The sequence below is a fragment of the Streptomyces sp. NPDC051104 genome, assembly GCF_040682835.1.
GTDB lineage: Bacteria > Actinomycetota > Actinomycetes > Streptomycetales > Streptomycetaceae > Streptomyces > Streptomyces cynarae.
Window position 1 is genome coordinate 767,950 of record NZ_JBFBBS010000001.1, and the last position, 15,735, is coordinate 783,684.

The 15,735-nt window shown below is 67.8% G+C and carries 24 protein-coding genes and 1 pseudogene; 3 read left to right on the top strand and 22 right to left on the bottom strand.

The features are described 5' to 3' along the window. Positions 1-71 precede the first annotated feature (71 nt). A complete protein-coding gene (gene rpsI, locus AB0N14_RS03700) occupies positions 72-584 on the bottom strand; it encodes a 30S ribosomal protein S9 (RefSeq protein ID WP_366024082.1) in 513 nt (170 codons plus the stop codon). A 42-nt stretch (positions 585-626) separates the two neighbouring features. Then, entirely contained in the window at positions 627-1,070 is a 444-nt protein-coding gene (gene rplM, locus AB0N14_RS03705) for a 50S ribosomal protein L13 (RefSeq protein WP_366024083.1), read from the bottom strand. Positions 1,071-1,377: 307 nt separating this feature from the next. Here rplM and AB0N14_RS03710 point away from each other — a divergent pair, with 307 nt between their 5' ends. After that, the gene (locus tag AB0N14_RS03710) at positions 1,378-2,262 is read left to right on the top strand and encodes a hypothetical protein (RefSeq protein ID WP_366024084.1); all 885 of its coding nucleotides are present in this window, start codon (positions 1,378-1,380) and stop codon (positions 2,260-2,262) included. Between the two features lie 242 nt (positions 2,263-2,504). Here AB0N14_RS03710 and AB0N14_RS03715 read toward each other — a convergent pair whose 3' ends face one another. Beyond that, on the bottom strand, positions 2,505-2,906 hold the full coding sequence (locus AB0N14_RS03715; protein WP_366024085.1) for a hypothetical protein: 402 nt from the start codon (positions 2,904-2,906) through the stop codon (positions 2,505-2,507). Positions 2,907-3,119: 213 nt separating this feature from the next. Between AB0N14_RS03715 and AB0N14_RS03720 the strand changes: the two are divergent. Next, a pseudogene (locus AB0N14_RS03720) lies at positions 3,120-3,540 on the top strand (leucine zipper domain-containing protein); the annotation flags it as partial. Between the two features lie 169 nt (positions 3,541-3,709). Further along, complete coding sequence (locus tag AB0N14_RS03725) at positions 3,710-3,838, top strand: hypothetical protein (protein ID WP_366024267.1); 129 nt, start codon at positions 3,710-3,712, stop codon at positions 3,836-3,838. A 281-nt stretch (positions 3,839-4,119) separates the two neighbouring features. On the opposite strand, the gene truA is transcribed toward AB0N14_RS03725, so the two are convergent. The 19 genes from truA to rplX all read right to left on the bottom strand — a co-directional run bounded on the left by truA (position 4,120) and on the right by rplX (position 15,734). Further along, on the bottom strand, positions 4,120-4,971 hold the full coding sequence (gene truA / locus AB0N14_RS03730; protein WP_366024086.1) for a tRNA pseudouridine(38-40) synthase TruA: 852 nt from the start codon (positions 4,969-4,971) through the stop codon (positions 4,120-4,122). Positions 4,972-5,044: 73 nt separating this feature from the next. Beyond that, positions 5,045-5,551: a 50S ribosomal protein L17 gene (rplQ, locus tag AB0N14_RS03735; RefSeq protein WP_366024087.1), complete on the bottom strand. Its 507-nt coding sequence runs from the start codon at positions 5,549-5,551 to the stop codon at positions 5,045-5,047. A 212-nt stretch (positions 5,552-5,763) separates the two neighbouring features. Further along, positions 5,764-6,786: a DNA-directed RNA polymerase subunit alpha gene (locus AB0N14_RS03740; protein WP_003966937.1), complete on the bottom strand. Its 1,023-nt coding sequence runs from the start codon at positions 6,784-6,786 to the stop codon at positions 5,764-5,766. 144 nt (positions 6,787-6,930) lie between these two features. After that, positions 6,931-7,335 carry a 30S ribosomal protein S11 gene (gene rpsK / locus AB0N14_RS03745; RefSeq protein WP_003956432.1) on the bottom strand — a complete coding sequence of 135 codons (405 nt, stop codon included), beginning with the start codon at positions 7,333-7,335 and terminating at the stop codon, positions 6,931-6,933. Positions 7,336-7,400: 65 nt separating this feature from the next. Continuing rightward, positions 7,401-7,781, bottom strand: a complete 381-nt coding sequence (gene rpsM, locus AB0N14_RS03750) for a 30S ribosomal protein S13 (RefSeq protein WP_067240336.1) — start codon at positions 7,779-7,781, stop codon at positions 7,401-7,403. A 199-nt stretch (positions 7,782-7,980) separates the two neighbouring features. Next, positions 7,981-8,094 (bottom strand): 50S ribosomal protein L36, encoded by a 114-nt coding sequence (rpmJ, locus tag AB0N14_RS03755; protein WP_003998809.1) that lies wholly within the window; start codon positions 8,092-8,094, stop codon positions 7,981-7,983. A 62-nt stretch (positions 8,095-8,156) separates the two neighbouring features. Then, positions 8,157-8,378, bottom strand: a complete 222-nt coding sequence (gene infA / locus AB0N14_RS03760) for a translation initiation factor IF-1 (protein WP_003948620.1) — start codon at positions 8,376-8,378, stop codon at positions 8,157-8,159. 182 nt (positions 8,379-8,560) lie between these two features. Continuing rightward, positions 8,561-9,397 carry a type I methionyl aminopeptidase gene (gene map, locus AB0N14_RS03765; protein ID WP_366024088.1) on the bottom strand — a complete coding sequence of 279 codons (837 nt, stop codon included), beginning with the start codon at positions 9,395-9,397 and terminating at the stop codon, positions 8,561-8,563. 190 nt (positions 9,398-9,587) lie between these two features. Continuing rightward, a complete protein-coding gene (locus AB0N14_RS03770; RefSeq protein WP_366024089.1) occupies positions 9,588-10,250 on the bottom strand; it encodes an adenylate kinase in 663 nt (220 codons plus the stop codon). Beyond that, the gene (gene secY, locus AB0N14_RS03775) at positions 10,250-11,563 is read right to left on the bottom strand and encodes a preprotein translocase subunit SecY (protein ID WP_366024090.1); all 1,314 of its coding nucleotides are present in this window, start codon (positions 11,561-11,563) and stop codon (positions 10,250-10,252) included. Before secY ends, AB0N14_RS03770 begins: the two co-directional genes overlap by 1 nt. A gap of 252 nt (positions 11,564-11,815) precedes the next feature. Beyond that, positions 11,816-12,271, bottom strand: coding sequence for a 50S ribosomal protein L15 (rplO, locus tag AB0N14_RS03780; protein ID WP_059127184.1), 456 nt, complete (start codon positions 12,269-12,271; stop codon positions 11,816-11,818). Between the two features lie 2 nt (positions 12,272-12,273). After that, complete coding sequence (gene rpmD, locus AB0N14_RS03785; protein WP_009190145.1) at positions 12,274-12,456, bottom strand: 50S ribosomal protein L30; 183 nt, start codon at positions 12,454-12,456, stop codon at positions 12,274-12,276. A 2-nt stretch (positions 12,457-12,458) separates the two neighbouring features. Next, positions 12,459-13,064, bottom strand: a complete 606-nt coding sequence (rpsE, locus tag AB0N14_RS03790; RefSeq protein ID WP_009190144.1) for a 30S ribosomal protein S5 — start codon at positions 13,062-13,064, stop codon at positions 12,459-12,461. Positions 13,065-13,103: 39 nt separating this feature from the next. Then, on the bottom strand, positions 13,104-13,487 hold the full coding sequence (gene rplR, locus AB0N14_RS03795; RefSeq protein ID WP_318201882.1) for a 50S ribosomal protein L18: 384 nt from the start codon (positions 13,485-13,487) through the stop codon (positions 13,104-13,106). Between the two features lie 3 nt (positions 13,488-13,490). After that, positions 13,491-14,030: a 50S ribosomal protein L6 gene (gene rplF, locus AB0N14_RS03800; protein WP_366024091.1), complete on the bottom strand. Its 540-nt coding sequence runs from the start codon at positions 14,028-14,030 to the stop codon at positions 13,491-13,493. 24 nt (positions 14,031-14,054) lie between these two features. Next, positions 14,055-14,453: a 30S ribosomal protein S8 gene (gene rpsH, locus AB0N14_RS03805; RefSeq protein WP_007494756.1), complete on the bottom strand. Its 399-nt coding sequence runs from the start codon at positions 14,451-14,453 to the stop codon at positions 14,055-14,057. 209 nt (positions 14,454-14,662) lie between these two features. Next, a complete protein-coding gene (locus AB0N14_RS03810; RefSeq protein ID WP_003948630.1) occupies positions 14,663-14,848 on the bottom strand; it encodes a type Z 30S ribosomal protein S14 in 186 nt (61 codons plus the stop codon). Between the two features lie 5 nt (positions 14,849-14,853). Next, a complete protein-coding gene (gene rplE, locus AB0N14_RS03815) occupies positions 14,854-15,411 on the bottom strand; it encodes a 50S ribosomal protein L5 (protein WP_023547375.1) in 558 nt (185 codons plus the stop codon). After that, positions 15,411-15,734 carry a 50S ribosomal protein L24 gene (gene rplX / locus AB0N14_RS03820; RefSeq protein ID WP_030671805.1) on the bottom strand — a complete coding sequence of 108 codons (324 nt, stop codon included), beginning with the start codon at positions 15,732-15,734 and terminating at the stop codon, positions 15,411-15,413. The genes rplE and rplX overlap by 1 nt, the downstream gene beginning before the upstream one ends. Between the last annotated feature and the right edge of the window lies 1 nt (position 15,735).

Sequence of the window (15,735 nt, forward strand, 5' to 3'; positions counted from 1 at the left end):
ACGTGCTGCCGGGGCGACGCGTGCATGCGCACAGCAGGCAGGGGGTCGCCCGCTGTGACCAGCGGACGCGATTAGCGCTTGCTGTACTGCGGAGCCTTGCGGGCCTTCTTCAGACCGGCCTTCTTGCGCTCGACCGCACGGTCGTCGCGCTTGAGGAAGCCGGCCTTCTTCAGCGGGCCGCGGTTGTTGTCGACGTCGGCCTCGTTCAGGGCACGGGCGACACCGAGGCGCAGGGCACCGGCCTGACCGGAGACACCGCCACCCGCGATACGGGCGATGACGTCGTAACGGCCCTCGAGCTCGAGCACCTTGAAGGGCTCGTTGACCTCCTGCTGGTGCACCTTGTTCGGGAAGTAGTCCTCGAGCGTGCGCCCGTTGATCTTCCACTTGCCGGTACCCGGGACGATCCGGACGCGGGCGATGGCGTTCTTGCGGCGGCCCAGGCCGGCGGCCGGCTGGGGCTCACCGAAGCGGGAGGCGAGGGACTCGGAGGTGTACTCACCCTCCAGCGGGACCTCGGTCTCGGTGGTGTAGCTGTCGATGTCAAGCTCTTCGAGCGGCTGCTCGGCAGTGGTCTCGGCCACGATTCTCCTCAGATTCTCTTCAGTCTTAGGGGGTGGCCGGACTTACTGCGCGACCTGGGTGATCTCGAACGGCACCGGCTGCTGGGCGGCGTGCGGGTGCTGGTCACCCTTGTAGACCTTCAGCTTCGTGAGCATCTGACGGCCCAGGGAGTTCTTGGGGAGCATGCCCTTGACGGCCTTCTCGATGGCCTTCTCGGGGTTGTTCGCCAGCAGGTCGTCGTAGCGGATCGAGCGCAGACCACCCGGGTAGCCGGAGTGGCGGTACGCCATCTTCTGGGTCCGCTTGTTGCCGGACAGGTGGACCTTGTCCGCGTTGATGATGATGACGAAGTCACCAGCGTCCACGTGGGGCGCGTAGATGGGCTTGTGCTTGCCACGCAGGAGAGTGGCAGCGGTGGTGGCGAGACGGCCCAGGACGACGTCCTGCGCGTCAATGACGTGCCACTGACGCGTCACATCGCCGGGCTTGGGGCTGTACGTACGCACGGTTCGTAGCCTTCGCTTCTTCAGTGAGGTTCCTGACAAGGTCACCGAAGACGATCACGACAGCCCTGACCGCACAGCGGTGACGCAAGCCGCGTGCTGGTCGCTGGTCATCGGCCCGGTGGACCGGTGTAAGGGCCCCTCACGTGAGAATGAGCAAGCCAATACACACAACGAACAGCCAGGATAACGGCGCCCATGAGAAGGGTCAAAACGAGGGCTTCGCCGCTGTTGCGCCTCGGGGCCGGTGGCTGTGCGGTTGCTGTGCGGGTTACCGAAGGGGAACAAGCGTGCCCGTGGCCCGTCTAAGATGCGCCGCATGAGTTATGGGCAGGGGGAGCCCCAGTGGGATCCCTGGAAACCGAGTTCCCAGCAACCCCAGTGGGGCAGTCAGAGCGGTTCGCCGGACTGGGCCGCGCTCGCCGAGGCCTCGGAGGCCCGCAACAAGCGCCGCCGGCTGCTGATGATCGTCGGCGGCGCCCTGGCCACGGTCGGGATCGGCGCTGCCGTCGCCGTGGCGGTGGTGTCCGCGAACGGCGGCAGCGAGGCCTCGAACAGGCCGGCCGGCGCCCTGCCGAGTACCGCGCACATCCCGAGTGGGAGCGCCGACGCCGCCCCGTCCTTCGCGCCGACCTCGGCCCCTCCGCCGCTGAATCCGATGGACTTCATATCCAGCGCGAAGAAGGACACGGCCCCGATCAGCGCGGACACGCTGTTCCCCGGCACCCAGCTGACCGTGGGCACGAACGTCTACAAGAAGGGCGCCACCGCCTCCACCACGAACTGCGCGTCGGCCGCCCTCCGCACCTTGCCCGCGGTGCTCACCAGGAACGGCTGCACCCGCCTGATCCGCGCCACCTACACGAAGGACGGCGTCGCGGTCACGGTCGGCGTGGCCCTGTTCGACACCGCGGCCAAGGCGACGAAGGCCAGGCAGGAGGCCGACAACAAGAGCATCATCGCGTCGCTGAGCGGCCAGGGCGTGCCCGCGTTCTGCCGTACGGCCGTCTGCCGCTCCACGACCAACACCTACGGCCGCTACGCGTACTTCACGCTCGCCGGGTTCACGGGCGGCAAGGACGTGACGACCAAGGACGCCAAGGTCTTCCAGGCCGGCGACGACCTGGCCGAGTTCGCGTTCCGCCAGATCCGCCGCCGCGGCGAGGCCCAGGCGTCGGCGGCGGCCAACCAGTGACCTGCCGCACCGCCGCCGGGGGCGAGGCCGTCGGGCCGGTCAGGGAACCGGTCCGGCCCGGCCGGCGGCGGCCCACGCCGAGCTGACCGGCTGCTCCGCACCACGGCACCCCGGCACCCCGGCCCCCGTGACCTGCGGTGCCCGGCCGGGAGGGCCCGGATGATGCCGGACACCCGCACGGCCGCCCAGGTCGGCGTGGCCGTGCGGGTGTGGGCTCGGCGGGCGCTATGCCGGGCCGGGTGTCAGCCGAGGTGTGTGGGCACCGAGACGCGGACCGCCCGCTCGGGCAGGTGAACGCCGCAGTCGACGCGCACGCCCGCCGGGACCTCGTTGTGCGATCCCAGCTGCGCGTGGTCCCCGACCACCGCCTCGACGACGCTGGTGCACTCGCCGACGACCGCGTCGCGCCCCACCACGGACCGCTGGACCAGCGCCCCCCGGCCGATGCGCGCCCCGGGCAGGACGACGCTGCCCTCCACGACGGCCCCCGCCTCCACCACGGCGCCGTCGCACACCGCCGTGCCTCCCGTCAGCACCGCCAGCGGGTCGACCCGCGCCCCCGGCAGGATCAGGGCGTCCCCGGTCGGGCCGGGGAGCGCGGGCGAGGACACATGGCCGCGCACCAGGTCGGCGGACCCGGTCACGAAGGCCGACGGCGTTCCGAAGCGGAAGCGACGGACCGTGATCGGCTACACCACGACGGGGGACACGACCCTACCTCGCCACCCTCGCCCTAGATGTTCTGTCCGGGGAGGTTGTGGACGGGGTGAGCCAGGTCTCGGCTGAGGGATCTTGAACAGGTGAGGGCCTTCCGGTTCGGCGTGGATTGCGGCGTCTACACCAACAGAAAGGCCCTCGTGCCCCACCGTAATGCACCCCTGACCGAGACCGGACGCCTTCGCTTGGCCCGCTGCGTCGTCGAGGACGGCTGGAGTCTGCGCCGGGCCGCCGAGCGCTTCCAGGTTTCGCCGACCACGGCCCAGCGGTGGGCCGACCGCTACCGCGCGCACGGGGAGGCCGGGATGAGTGATCTGTCCTGCCGACCGCACACGAGCCCGCGTCGCACCCCGACTCGCACCGAACGGCGGATCATCAAGGTCCGCATCCTGCGCCGCTGGGGACCGGCCCGCATCGCGCACCTGCTGCACCTGGTGCCTTCGACCGTGCACCGTGTCCTGACCCGCTACGGCCTGGCCCGTCCTGTCCCATCTGGACCGGGCAACGGGATGTGTCATACGCCGCTACGAACGCGACCGCCCCGGCGAACTGGTTCAGATGGCGTCCCGCCGAGTGGTGTAGCCGATCAAGCTGACGGAATCCCCAGGTCGCGGCCCGAATCGCCTTCGCCGGAGGCCCTGTTGAGGCTCGTCGGGCCGGGACCAGCGGTGATCGCACGACGGCCCGCAGCGGTACGTACCGGACGGCTCCGAAGCGGAAGCGACGGACCGTGATCGGCTACACCACGACGGGGGACACGACCCTGGTTCACGTGGACATCAAGAAGCTCGGCAACATCCCCGATGGCGGCGGCCACAAGGTCCTGGGCCGGGCAGCGGGTGTCGACGTTCAGTTGTGAGTGCACCACCCGGTACACGCGAACGTGCACAATGCGCCGTACTCCAGAGCGCCGGGGCCACCCGATAGCCAGCCGCCTCCGGGACAGGGGCCGCGGTCAAGGGTGGGGGCGAAGCCCCATCGCATGGCGACGCCCGTAGGGCGCCCTTGACGGCGGTTCCTGTCCCGCATCCTGACGAAGCAGGTGGCCACGGCGCCCCCACCGGCTCGAAGCTTGGGCGCATCCCGCCAGGCCACACGGCCGTGAACTGACCACCGTCCGATCCTCCGCCAGCAGTCGGTTCAGCACCCGGCCCCCGGCATCGTCCGCTTGTTTCGCGCCTCCCTGTTCCGCGCCGCCAGCAACTCGTCGGCCGGGTAGCCGACCTCCTCCAGCGTGAGCCCGTGCGGGCGTACGACATGCACCGCTGAGTCCCGTACGCCGGCGGCCAGCACCTTGGCGGGCCAGTCGGGCGGGCGGTGGCCGTCGCCGACGAAGAGCAGGGCGCCGATGAGCGAGCGCACCATGTTGTGGCAGAACGCGTCGGCCCGGACGGTGGCGGTGACGATGCCGTCCGCGCCCCGCTCCAGGCTCAGCTCCTGCAGCGTACGGATGGTCGTCGCGCCCTCCCGCCGCTTGCAGTACGCGGCGAAGTCGTGCTCCCCGAGCAGCCCGCGGGCCGCCTCGTTCATGGCGTCGACGTCCAAGGGCCAGTCGTGCCACAGGACGTGGTGGCGCAGCAGCGGATCGACCCCGCCGGGGTTGTCGGTGACCCGGTAGGCGTAGCGCCGCCAGATCGCGGAGAAGCGGGCGTTGAAGCCGGTTGGGGCCTCGCGCAGGGCCCACACCCTGACGTCCTTGGGCAGCCGTCCGGCGAGCCTCTTGAGCAGCTTCCCGCGGTGTTCGCCCCACACCTGAAGCGGCAGATCGACATGGGCGACCTGCCCCCGGGCGTGCACCCCGGCGTCGGTCCGTCCGGCGACGGTCAGCTCGTACGTCTCCTGGGAGCGGGTGACGGTGCGCAGGGCGTCCTCGATCTCCCCCTGCACGGTCCGCCTGCCGCCGGCCTGCTTGGCCCATCCGTGGAACTCGGTGCCGTCGTAGGACAGGTCGAGGCGGATGCGGACGTAACCGGGCTGTACTTCGTCACTCACGTGGGAATCCTCTCAGGTACGCGAAAGCGGGCCCGCCCGGCTAGGGCGGACCCGCTCAGCGCGAGGTGGAACCTCAGGCGTCCTTCGACTCCTCGGCAGCGGCCTCCTCGGCCGGCGCCTCGGTGGTCTCGTCGGCCTTGGTCTCGTCGGCCTTGGCCTCGGACTCCTTGACGGCACGCTTGGTCGCCGCCTCGGCCTCGCCGACCGCCTTCTGCCGGACCGTCAGCGCCTCGACCAGCTCGATGACGGCCATGGGCGCGTTGTCGCCACGGCGGTTACCGATCTTGGTGATGCGGGTGTAACCACCCGGACGGTTCTCGTAGCGCGGGCCGATCTCGGTGAAGAGCGTGTGGACGATGCTCTTGTCCGTGATGACCTGGAGCACCTGACGACGGTTGTGAAGGTCGCCCTTCTTCGCCTTGGTGATCAGACGCTCGGCGTACGGGCGCAGGCGGCGGGCCTTCGCCTCGGTGGTGGTGATACGACCGTGCTCGAACAGCGACTTCGCGAGGTTCGCGAGGAGGTGCTTCTCGTGCGCGGCACTGCCGCCCATGCGGGCACCCTTGGTGGGCTTCGGCATCGTGTTTCTCCTAGGTGTCTGCCCCGGCCGTGTCAGGTACCGGGGTCAGTATCCGAGCGGGCGGTTGCCCGTCGGAGATCCGGGCCCCGCAGGGGCCCGGAGGGGCCGCGCCCCGTCAGGGGCGCGGGGCTCTACTCATATGCGGCTCCGCCGCGTGGGCGCGACCAGCCACAGCGGGCCCGCAGCCGAAATCCGGCGTCCTCGCGGAGCGCCTAGTACTGCTCGGTCTCGACGAACCCGGCGTCCGCGTCGTCGTCCGCACCGAAGGCGTCCGCAGCCGCGGTCGGGTCGAATCCAGGCGGGCTGTCCTTGAGCGCCAGGCCCATGCCGGCCAGCTTCGCCTTGACCTCGTCGATCGACTTCGCACCGAAGTTACGAATGTCGAGGAGGTCCGCCTCGGAGCGCGCGACAAGCTCACCCACGGAGTGGATGCCCTCACGCTTGAGGCAGTTGTACGACCGAACGGTGAGCTCCAGCTCCTCGATCGGCAGCGCCAGGTCGGCGGCAAGCGCAGCGTCCGTCGGGGACGGGCCCATGTCGATGCCCTCGGCGTCGATGTTGAGCTCGCGGGCCAGACCGAACAGCTCGACCAGCGTCTTACCGGCGGAGGCCATGGCGTCACGCGGACGCATCGCCTGCTTGGTCTCGACGTCGACGATCAGCTTGTCGAAGTCGGTGCGCTGCTCGACACGGGTGGCCTCGACCTTGTACGTGACCTTGAGCACGGGGCTGTAGATCGAGTCGACCGGGATACGGCCGATCTCCTGGCCCACCTGCTTGTTCTGCACGGCGGAGACGTAGCCGCGACCGCGCTCGACGGTCAGCTCCATCTCCAGCTTGCCCTTGCCGTTGAGCGTGGCGAGGACCAGATCGGGGTTGTGCACCTCGACACCGGCCGGGGGCGCGATGTCGGCGGCGGTGACCAGACCCGGGCCCTGCTTGCGCAGGTACATCACGACAGGCTCGTCGTGCTCCGAGGAGACGACCAGCTGCTTGATGTTGAGGATCAGGTCGGTGACGTCCTCCTTGACGCCCGGCACGGTGGTGAACTCGTGCAGGACGCCGTCGATGCGGATGCTGGTGACAGCAGCGCCGGGGATCGACGACAGGAGCGTACGGCGGAGGGAGTTGCCGAGGGTGTAGCCGAAGCCCGGCTCCAGCGGCTCGATCACGAACCGGGAGCGGAACTCGTCGACGACCTCTTCGGTCAGCGAGGGACGCTGAGCGATCAGCATGTGTGGATCAGATCCTTCAGTCGGGGGCGCCCGCTATATGACGCCCGACCACACCGCACCCGGAGGGGTGCGGGTATTGCAAGGGTACGGGCGGCACGACCCGAAACGGGAGCGTACCGCCCGAATCCTCAGCCAGGCCCTGCCTCAGACGCGGCGGCGCTTCGGCGGCCGGCAGCCGTTGTGCGGGGTCGGGGTGACGTCCTGGATGGAGCCGACCTCGAGGCCCGTGGCCTGCAGGGAGCGGATCGCGGTCTCACGACCGGAGCCCGGGCCCTTGACGAACACGTCGACCTTGCGCATGCCGTGCTCCTGGGCGCGGCGGGCGGCCGACTCCGCGGCCATCTGCGCGGCGAACGGCGTGGACTTCCGGGAGCCCTTGAAGCCGACGTGGCCGGCGGAGGCCCAGGAGATCACGTTGCCGGACGGGTCGGTGATCGAAACGATGGTGTTGTTGAACGTGCTCTTGATGTGCGCGTGACCGTGAGCGACGTTCTTCTTTTCCTTGCGGCGCACCTTCTTGGCAGCGCCCTGACGTCCCTTGGGGGGCATCCTTTAACTCCTACGGGAGGTGGTCGGTCCTACAGCGAAGACCGTGGACAGGTGTCCGCTGCGGACTACTTCTTGCCCGGCTTCTTCTTGCCGGCGATGGCGCGACGCGGGCCCTTGCGGGTACGGGCGTTGGTGCTGGTGCGCTGACCGCGGACGGGCAGACCGCGACGGTGACGCAGACCCTGGTAGGTACCGATCTCGACCTTGCGGCGGATGTCGGCCTGGATCTCGCGACGGAGGTCACCCTCGGTCTTGATGTTGTTGTCGACGTACTCGCGGATCGCGACCAGCTGCTCCTCGGTCAGGTCACGAACACGGGTGTTCGGGTCGACGCCGGTCGCAGCCAGCGTCTCCTTCGAGAGGGTCCGGCCGATGCCGAACACGTAGGTGAGGGCGATCTCCACGCGCTTTTCGCGCGGGATGTCGACACCGGAAACGCGTGCCATTCAATGGCTCCTGGTGATCTTCGGAGGTCTTCCACAGGACCGGTTCCCAGCCGCCGTATCAGGTACGAACTGGGTCCCCGGCCTCCGAACCGGGGGTGTCAAGTCGCCTCAAGCGGCTTGGGCCCTGCGTATGAACAAATTCAGCTCGCGTCGCGCGAAACTCTGCGATAGCGGTGCAGAGGGTGCGGTCGCTCGTGCGTCAGCCCTGGCGCTGCTTGTGGCGCGGGTTCTCGCAGATGACCATGACCCGGCCGTGACGGCGGATCACCCTGCACTTGTCGCAGATCTTCTTGACGCTCGGCTTGACCTTCATGGGATGTGAGGTTCTCCGGGTCAGTTGCCGGCGGCCCCGCTCACGCGGGACGTGGGCAAGATCTACTTGTAGCGGTAGACGATCCGGCCACGCGTCAGGTCGTACGGAGACAGCTCCACCACGACCCGGTCGTCAGGGAGGATGCGGATGTAGTGCATACGCATCTTGCCGCTGATGTGTGCCAGGACCTGGTGGCCGTTCTGGAGCTCGACCTTGAACATGGCGTTCGGAAGAGACTCGACGACAGTGCCCTCGATCTCGATGGCACCTTGCTTCTTGGCCACGCTTCGCCCTTCGAATCGACTACCTTGATCGACTCATGGTGCGCCATACGCGTGCATGCGGACATGCGGATGCACAAGAGCCGACGAGTCAGTCTACGTCAGCGCACCCGGAAAAACGAATCGCGAAAGTCTGCCCCATCGGGGTGATCGCTATGCACGGGGGGACGGTTCCTTGACCGACGTCAGCCCAGCGGATCCGGCGCCGCCGTGACCCCGTGCTCGGCGAGCTTCGCCTTGCCCCCGTCGGGAGCCGTCAGCACCAGGGGGCCCTCCTCCGTGAGGGCGACGGAGTGCTCCCAGTGGGACGACCACGTGCCGTCCGTCGTGATGACCGTCCAGTCGTCCGACAGGACCTCGGTCTTCGGGGTGCCGAGCGACACCATCGGCTCGATCGCCAGGCAGAAACCGGGCACCAGCTTCGGGCCCTTGCCGCGGCGCCGGTCGACGTAGTTCAGCAGGTGCGGGTCCATGTGCATCTCGGTTCCGATGCCGTGGCCGCCGTAGTCCTCGATGATCCCGTACCGGCCGCCGCCCGGCTTCGGCTGCCGCCGGATGTACGTCTCGATGGCCCGGGAGACGTCGACGAGGCGGTGGCCCTGCTTCACCGCCGCGATGCCGGCCCACATCGACTCCTCGGTCACCCGGGACAGCTCGATGAGCTCCGGGGCGTGGCCGGAGCCGACGAACGCGGTGAACGCGGCGTCGCCGTGCCAGCCGTCCACGATCGCGCCGGCGTCGACGGAGATGATGTCGCCGTCCTTGAGGACCACCTCGTCGGAGGGGATGCCGTGGACGACGACCTCGTTCACCGAGGTGCAGATGGTCGCCGGGAAGCCGCCGTACCCAAGGAAGTTCGACTTCGCCCCGTGCTCCGCCAGCACCTTGCGGGCGACCTCGTCCAGGTCCTTCGTCGTGGCGCCCGGCACAGCCGCCTCGCGCGTGGCCGCGTGCACGGCGGCGACGACCAGCCCCGCCTCACGCATCTTGGCGATCTGCTCGCGGGTCTTGATCTGCACCATGGGGGCTGCGGCCTTTCTGGACCGGGGAGAGACGGACACCAACAAAGATACGGTGCGGCGCGTCCAGCCCGTCCGGCGCTTGAGGAGGCCGTCGGGCCGGCACCCGCGTCCGGGGGCGCAAAGCGGTGGCACCGCACACGTCGGCCGCGGCCCCCGTCGGGGAACCGCGGCCGTGGAGTGCCGGGAGCGACTACCTGTCGCCCACCTTCTGCCGGAGCGCCTCCATCGCGCGTGCCGTGACCTCTTCCACCTTGCCGAGGGCCGAGATCGTGACCACCAGGCCCTGGGCCTTGTAGTAGTCGATGATCGGCTCGGTCTGCGTGTGGTAGACCTCCAGTCGCTTGCGCACCGTCTCCTCGGAGTCGTCGTCCCGCTGGTACAGCTCGCCGCCGCAGATGTCGCAGACGCCCTCCTGCTTCGGCGTCTTGTACGACACGTGGAACACGTGCGACGAGTCGTTGCGGCACACCCGGCGGCCCGCGATGCGCTTGACGACCTCGTCCTCGGGGACCTCCAGGTCGAGCACCGCGTCCAGCTTCATGCCTTCGGCCTCGAGCATGTCGTCGAGCGCCTCGGCCTGCGAGACGTTGCGCGGGAAGCCGTCCAGCAGGAAGCCGCCCTGCGCGTCCGGCTGCTCCATGCGGTCCTTGGCCATCGCGATGGTGACCTCGTCGGGCACCAGGTTGCCCGCGTCCATGTAGGACTTCGCGAGTTTCCCGAGCTCTGTCTGCCGGCTGATGTTGGCGCGGAACAGGTCGCCCGTGGAGATGTGCGGGATCGACAGGTTCTTGGCGAGGAACGCGGCCTGCGTCCCCTTGCCGGCACCGGGCGGCCCGACGAGCACGATTCGCATCAGCGGAGGAACCCTTCGTAATTGCGCTGCTGGAGCTGGCTCTCGATCTGCTTCACCGTCTCGAGGCCGACACCCACGATGATCAGGATGCTGGTGCCACCGAACGGGAAGTTCTGGCTCGCCCCGAAGCCGACCAACGCCACTGTCGGTACGAGAGCGATCAGACCCAGGTACAGCGAACCCGGCCAGGTGATCCGGTTGAGTACGTACGACAGGTACTCAGCGGTGGGCCGACCGGCCCGGATGCCCGGGATGAAGCCACCATACTTCTTCATGTTGTCCGCGACTTCCTCGGGGTTGAACGAGATCGCCACGTAGAAGAACGCGAAGAACACGATCAGCAGGAAGTAAAGGGTGATGTAGATCGGGTGGTCACCCTTGGTGAGGTTCTGCTGGATCCAGGACTTCCACCCGGAGTTGCCCCCGGCGAACTGCGCGATCAGCGCCGGGATGTAGAGCAGCGACGACGCGAAGATGACGGGGATCACACCCGCCTGGTTGACCTTGAGCGGGATGTACGTGGACGTGCCGCCGTAGGAGCGGCGGCCGATCATCCGCTTGGCGTACTGCACGGGAATGCGCCGCTGCGCCTGCTCGACGAAGACCACCAGGCCGACCATGACCAGGCCGACCAGGATGACCGTGCCGAACTCGATCCAGCCGCCGGCCAGGGTGCCCTGCTTCTTGATCGCCCACAGGGCGGACGGGAAGGTCGCGGCGATCGAGATGAACATCAGGATGGACATGCCGTTGCCGATGCCGCGGTCGGTGATCAGCTCGCCGAGCCACATGACGACGGCGGTACCGGCGGTCATGCAGATGACCATCGTGATGGTGCTGAAGATCGACTGGTCGGGCACGATCGAGGACGCCACCGGGCAGCCCGAGAACAGGGCGCCGCTGCGGGCGGTGGCCACCAGACCGGTGCCCTGGAGGATCGCCAGCGCCACCGTCAGGTAACGGGTGTACTGCGTGATCTTCGTCGTACCCGCCTGGCCCTCCTTCTTCAGGGCCTCAAGGCGCGGGATGACCACGGTCAGCAGCTGGAGAATGATGCTCGCCGTGATGTACGGCATGATGCCCAGCGCGAAAATCGTGATCTGCAGCAGCGCGCCGCCGCTGAACATGTTGACCAGACCGAACAGGCCCTGCTGTCCCTTGGCCACGTCGATACAGGTCTGAACGTTCTTGTAGTCGACGCCGGGGATCGGGATGTGCGTACCGACCCGGTACATCACGATGATCCCGAGCGTGAAGAGCAGCTTCTTGCGCAGGTCGGGCGTCCTGAACGCCCGGGCGAACGCGGTGAGCACGGTGCCTCCTGCGACCCCCGCGCAACTGCGTCAAGGGTGACGGTCTGAGTTTCCGACTGAACAAGGACAACAACGACATACGTAACGGCCAACTGCCGCCCCGGGTGCCCGAACCGCGACACCCGGTGAAACTGGGCAGTGCAGGCCACCATACCGGCGAGACTGCCCCCTTGGAACGACCGACCGGGGATACCCCTATGTGAGAGGTATCCCCGGTCGGGATCGTTCAGGTCATCGAGACGCCCGAAAGTTTCAGACGAGCTCGGTGACGGTACCGCCGGCGGCGGTGATCTTCTCCTTGGCGGAGCCGGAGACGGCGTCGACCGTCACCTGCAGCGCCACGGAGATCTCGCCCTGGCCGAGCACCTTGACGAGCGCGTTCTTGCGAACGGCACCCTTGGCCACCAGACCCTCGACGGTGACCTCGCCGCCCTCGGGGTAGAGCGCGGCCAGCTTGTCGAGGTTCACGACCTGGTACTCGGTCTTGAACGGGTTCTTGAAGCCCTTCAGCTTCGGGAGGCGCATGTGCAGCGGCATCTGGCCGCCCTCGAAGCGCTCCGGAACCTGGTAGCGGGCCTTCGTGCCCTTGGTACCACGACCGGCCGTCTTACCCTTCGACGCCTCACCACGACCGACACGGGTCTTGGCGGTCTTGGCGCCCGGGGCGGGACGGAGGTTGTGGATCTTGAGCGGGTTCTGCTCCGCCATGATCAGTCGACCTCCTCGACCGTCACGAGGTGGCGGACGGTGTGCACCATGCCGCGGAACTCGGGACGGTCCTCCTTGACGACCACGTCACCCAGGCGCTTGAGGCCCAGGGAACGCAGGGTGTCGCGGTGGTTCTGCTTGCTGCCGATGTAGGACTTCGTCTGCGTGATCTTGAGCTGCGCCATGATTACGCACCCGCCCCGGCACGCGCACGCAGCAGGGCCGCGGGGGCGACGTCCTCGAGCGGCAGACCACGGCGGGCCGCGATCTCCTCGGGACGCTGCAGGCCCTTCAGGGCCTCCACGGTCGCGTGCACGATGTTGATCGCGTTGTCGGAGCCGAGCGACTTCGACAGCACGTCGTGGATACCGGCGCACTCGAGCACGGCACGCACCGGACCACCGGCGATAACACCGGTACCGGGCGACGCGGGCTTGAGCAGCACGACGCCGGCAGCCTTCTCACCCTGGATCGGATGCGGGATGGTGCCCTGGATCCGGGGGACCTTGAAGAAGTGCTTCTTGGCCTCCTCAACGCCCTTGGCGATGGCGGCCGGCACCTCCTTGGCCTTGCCGTAACCGACACCCACGGTGCCGTCACCGTCGCCCACCACGACCAGCGCGGTGAAGCTGAAGCGACGACCACCCTTCACAACCTTGGCGACGCGGTTGATCGCGACGACGCGCTCAACGTACGCGGTCTTCTCGGCGGCAGCAGCGCCGCCGTCACGGCCCTTCCGGTCCCGCCGCTCGCCGCCACCGGCACCGCCACCGCGGCGCTGGGGTCCAGCCATTGGAATTACCTCTCTCTGTTTCCGCTAGCTACGGCAGGCTCAGAACTTGAGCCCGGCTTCGCGGGCGGCGTCCGCCAGGGCGGCGATGCGCCCGGCGTACTGGTTGCCACCACGGTCGAACACGACAGCCTCGACACCGGCGGCCTTGGCACGCTCGGCGACCAGGGCGCCGACCTGCTTGGCCTGCGCCGACTTGTCGCCCTCGCCACCGCGGACCGACGCGTCCAGAGTGGACGCGGAAGCCAGGGTGTGGCCCTTGAGGTCGTCGATCACCTGCGCCACGATGTGGCGGTTGGAGCGGGTCACGACCAGACGGGGACGCTCCGCCGTACCGGACACCTTCTTGCGGATCCGGATGTGACGGCGCTTGATCGCGGCGCGCTTGTAGGCGTCGCCCTTGAGGATCTTCTGCCCGTATGCCATGGCTTACTTACCCGCCTTTCCGACCTTGCGGCGGATGACTTCGCCCTCGTACTTGACGCCCTTGGCCTTGTACGGGTCGGGCTTGCGCAGCTTGCGGATGTTGGCCGCAACCTCGCCGACCTTCTGCTTGTCGATGCCCTCGACCTGGAAGCGGGTCGGGGTCTCCACCTTGAAGGTGATGCCCTCGGGCGCCTCGACGGTGATCGGGTGGCTGTAGCCGAGCGCGAACTCGAGGTTCGAACCCTTGGCCGTCACGCGGTAACCGACACCGCTGATCTCGAGCTTCTTCACGTAACCCTGGGTCACGCCGGTGATCATGTTCGCCACCAGCGTGCGGGACAGGCCGTGCAGGGCCTTGTTCTGACGCTCGTCGTTGGGGCGGGTCACCTGCAGGGTGCCGTCCTCGCCCTTGGCGATGTCGATCGGCGCGGCAACGGTGTGGGTCAGTTCGCCCTTGGGGCCCTTGACCGAGACCGTACGGCCGTCGATGGTGACGTCCACGCCGGCGGGAACCGCGATGGGGAGCTTGCCGATGCGCGACATAGCTGTTTCCTCCGTTCCCTTCTGCTACCAGACGTAGGCGAGGACTTCCCCACCCACGCCCTTCTTGCCGGCCTGCTTGTCGGTGAGGAGCCCGTGAGACGTGGAGATGATCGCCACGCCGAGGCCGCCGAGCACCTTCGGCAGGTTGGTGGACTTCGCGTACACCCGGAGACCGGGCTTGGAGATCCGCTTGATGCCCGCGATGGAGCGCTCACGGTTCGGGCCGAACTTCAGCTCGAGGACGAGGTTCTTACCGACCTCGGCGTCCTCGATCTTCCAGCCCGTGATGAAGCCCTCCTGCTGGAGGATCTCAGCGATGTGCGACTTGATCTTCGATGCCGGCATCGTCACGGAGTCGTGGTATGCCGAGTTCGCGTTACGCAGACGCGTAAGCATGTCTGCGATCGGATCAGTCATGGTCATGAATTGGCCTTCGGCCTCTCTCGCCGGGGTTTCCTGGTGCGCCATCCCTCTCCCCGATCCGAGACGGGACGGGTGCGGCGCGGTGGACCTACGGCGTAGTAAGTCGTACGGGCGGCAGACGCCCAACCCCACAAGCCTAAGGCATGCGGAGAAGGACCCCTGCCGACCCAGATGCTTACCGAGAGCTTCCGGAATCCCTAAAAGGGGGATTACCAGGAGCTCTTGGTCACGCCCGGCAGCTCGCCACGGTGAGCCATCTCACGAAGGCACACGCGGCACAGGCCGAACTTGCGGTACACGGAGTGCGGGCGGCCACAGCGCTGGCAGCGGGTGTAGCCACGCACACCGAACTTCGGCTTGCGAGCAGCCTTAGCGATCAGAGCCTTCTTCGCCATCTCGCTCACGCCTCCTTGAACGGGAAGCCGAGGTGACGAAGGAGCGCACGGCCCTCAGCGTCGTTGGTCGCCGTGGTCACCACGGTGATGTCCATACCCCGGGTGCGGTCGATCTTGTCCTGGTCGATCTCGTGGAACATGACCTGCTCCGTGAGACCGAAGGTGTAGTTGCCACGGCCGTCGAACTGCTTGGGGGACAGACCGCGGAAGTCGCGGATGCGCGGCAGCGCGAGCGACAGGGTGCGGTCCAGGAACTCCCACATGCGGTCGCCACGGAGCGTGACGTGGGCACCGATCGGCTGGCCCTCACGCAGCTTGAACTGCGCGATGGACTTGCGGGCCTTGGTGACGGCCGGCTTCTGACCGGTGATCGTGGTGAGGTCGCGGATCGCGCCCTCGATCAGCTTGGAGTCGCGGGCGGCGTCGCCCACACCCATGTTGACCACGATCTTGACGAGGCCGGGGATCTGCATGACGTTCTCGTACTTGAACTCGTCACGCAGCTTGCCCGCGATCTCCTCGCGGTACTTCTGCTTCAGACGCGGAGTCGTGGTGGTAGCCATCAGATGTCCTCACCCGTCCGCTTGGCAACGCGGATCTTGTTGCCCTCGTCGTCGAAGCGGTAACCGACACGCGTGACGACCTTGTTGCCGTCCTTCTCCACGACGAGCTGAACGTTGCTCACGTGAATCGGGGCCTCGGTCGTGACGATGCCACCGGCCTGCGAACCGCGAGCGGTCGGACCGGCCTTGGTGTGCTTCTTGACCCGGTTGACACCCTCGACCAGGACACGGTCCTCGCGGGGGTAGGCCGCGATGACCTTGCCCTGCTTGCCCTTGTCCTTGCCAGTGATGACCTGGACCAGGTCGCCCTTCTTGATCTTCATG

Bases quoted from the DNA above. Each gene is read 5' to 3' on its own strand.
- rplX (WP_030671805.1), bottom strand. From the start codon at position 15,734: ATGAAGATCAAGAAGGGCGACCTGGTCCAGGTCATCACTGGCAAGGAC.
- rplQ (WP_366024087.1), bottom strand. From the start codon at position 5,551: ATGCCGAAGCCCACCAAGGGTGCCCGCATGGGCGGCAGTGCCGCGCAC.
- rpmJ (WP_003998809.1), bottom strand. From the start codon at position 8,094: ATGAAGGTCAAGCCGAGCGTCAAGAAGATCTGCGACAAGTGCAGGGTG.
- AB0N14_RS03710 (WP_366024084.1), top strand. From the start codon at position 1,378: ATGCGCCGCATGAGTTATGGGCAGGGGGAGCCCCAGTGGGATCCCTGG.
- rplR (WP_318201882.1), bottom strand. From the start codon at position 13,487: ATGGCATACGGGCAGAAGATCCTCAAGGGCGACGCCTACAAGCGCGCC.
- AB0N14_RS03740 (WP_003966937.1), bottom strand. From the start codon at position 6,786: ATGCTGATCGCTCAGCGTCCCTCGCTGACCGAAGAGGTCGTCGACGAG.
- rplO (WP_059127184.1), bottom strand. From the start codon at position 12,271: ATGGCGGAGCAGAACCCGCTCAAGATCCACAACCTCCGTCCCGCCCCG.
- map (WP_366024088.1), bottom strand. From the start codon at position 9,397: ATGGTGCAGATCAAGACCCGCGAGCAGATCGCCAAGATGCGTGAGGCG.
- rplE (WP_023547375.1), bottom strand. From the start codon at position 15,411: ATGGCTACCACCACGACTCCGCGTCTGAAGCAGAAGTACCGCGAGGAG.
- AB0N14_RS03770 (WP_366024089.1), bottom strand. From the start codon at position 10,250: ATGCGAATCGTGCTCGTCGGGCCGCCCGGTGCCGGCAAGGGGACGCAG.
- rpsM (WP_067240336.1), bottom strand. From the start codon at position 7,781: ATGGCACGCGTTTCCGGTGTCGACATCCCGCGCGAAAAGCGCGTGGAG.
- rpmD (WP_009190145.1), bottom strand. From the start codon at position 12,456: ATGGCGCAGCTCAAGATCACGCAGACGAAGTCCTACATCGGCAGCAAG.
- rpsE (WP_009190144.1), bottom strand. From the start codon at position 13,064: ATGGCTGGACCCCAGCGCCGCGGTGGCGGTGCCGGTGGCGGCGAGCGG.
- AB0N14_RS03810 (WP_003948630.1), bottom strand. From the start codon at position 14,848: ATGGCGAAGAAGGCTCTGATCGCTAAGGCTGCTCGCAAGCCGAAGTTC.
- rpsH (WP_007494756.1), bottom strand. From the start codon at position 14,453: ATGACCATGACTGATCCGATCGCAGACATGCTTACGCGTCTGCGTAAC.
- rplF (WP_366024091.1), bottom strand. From the start codon at position 14,030: ATGTCGCGCATCGGCAAGCTCCCCATCGCGGTTCCCGCCGGCGTGGAC.
- rpsK (WP_003956432.1), bottom strand. From the start codon at position 7,335: ATGCCCCCCAAGGGACGTCAGGGCGCTGCCAAGAAGGTGCGCCGCAAG.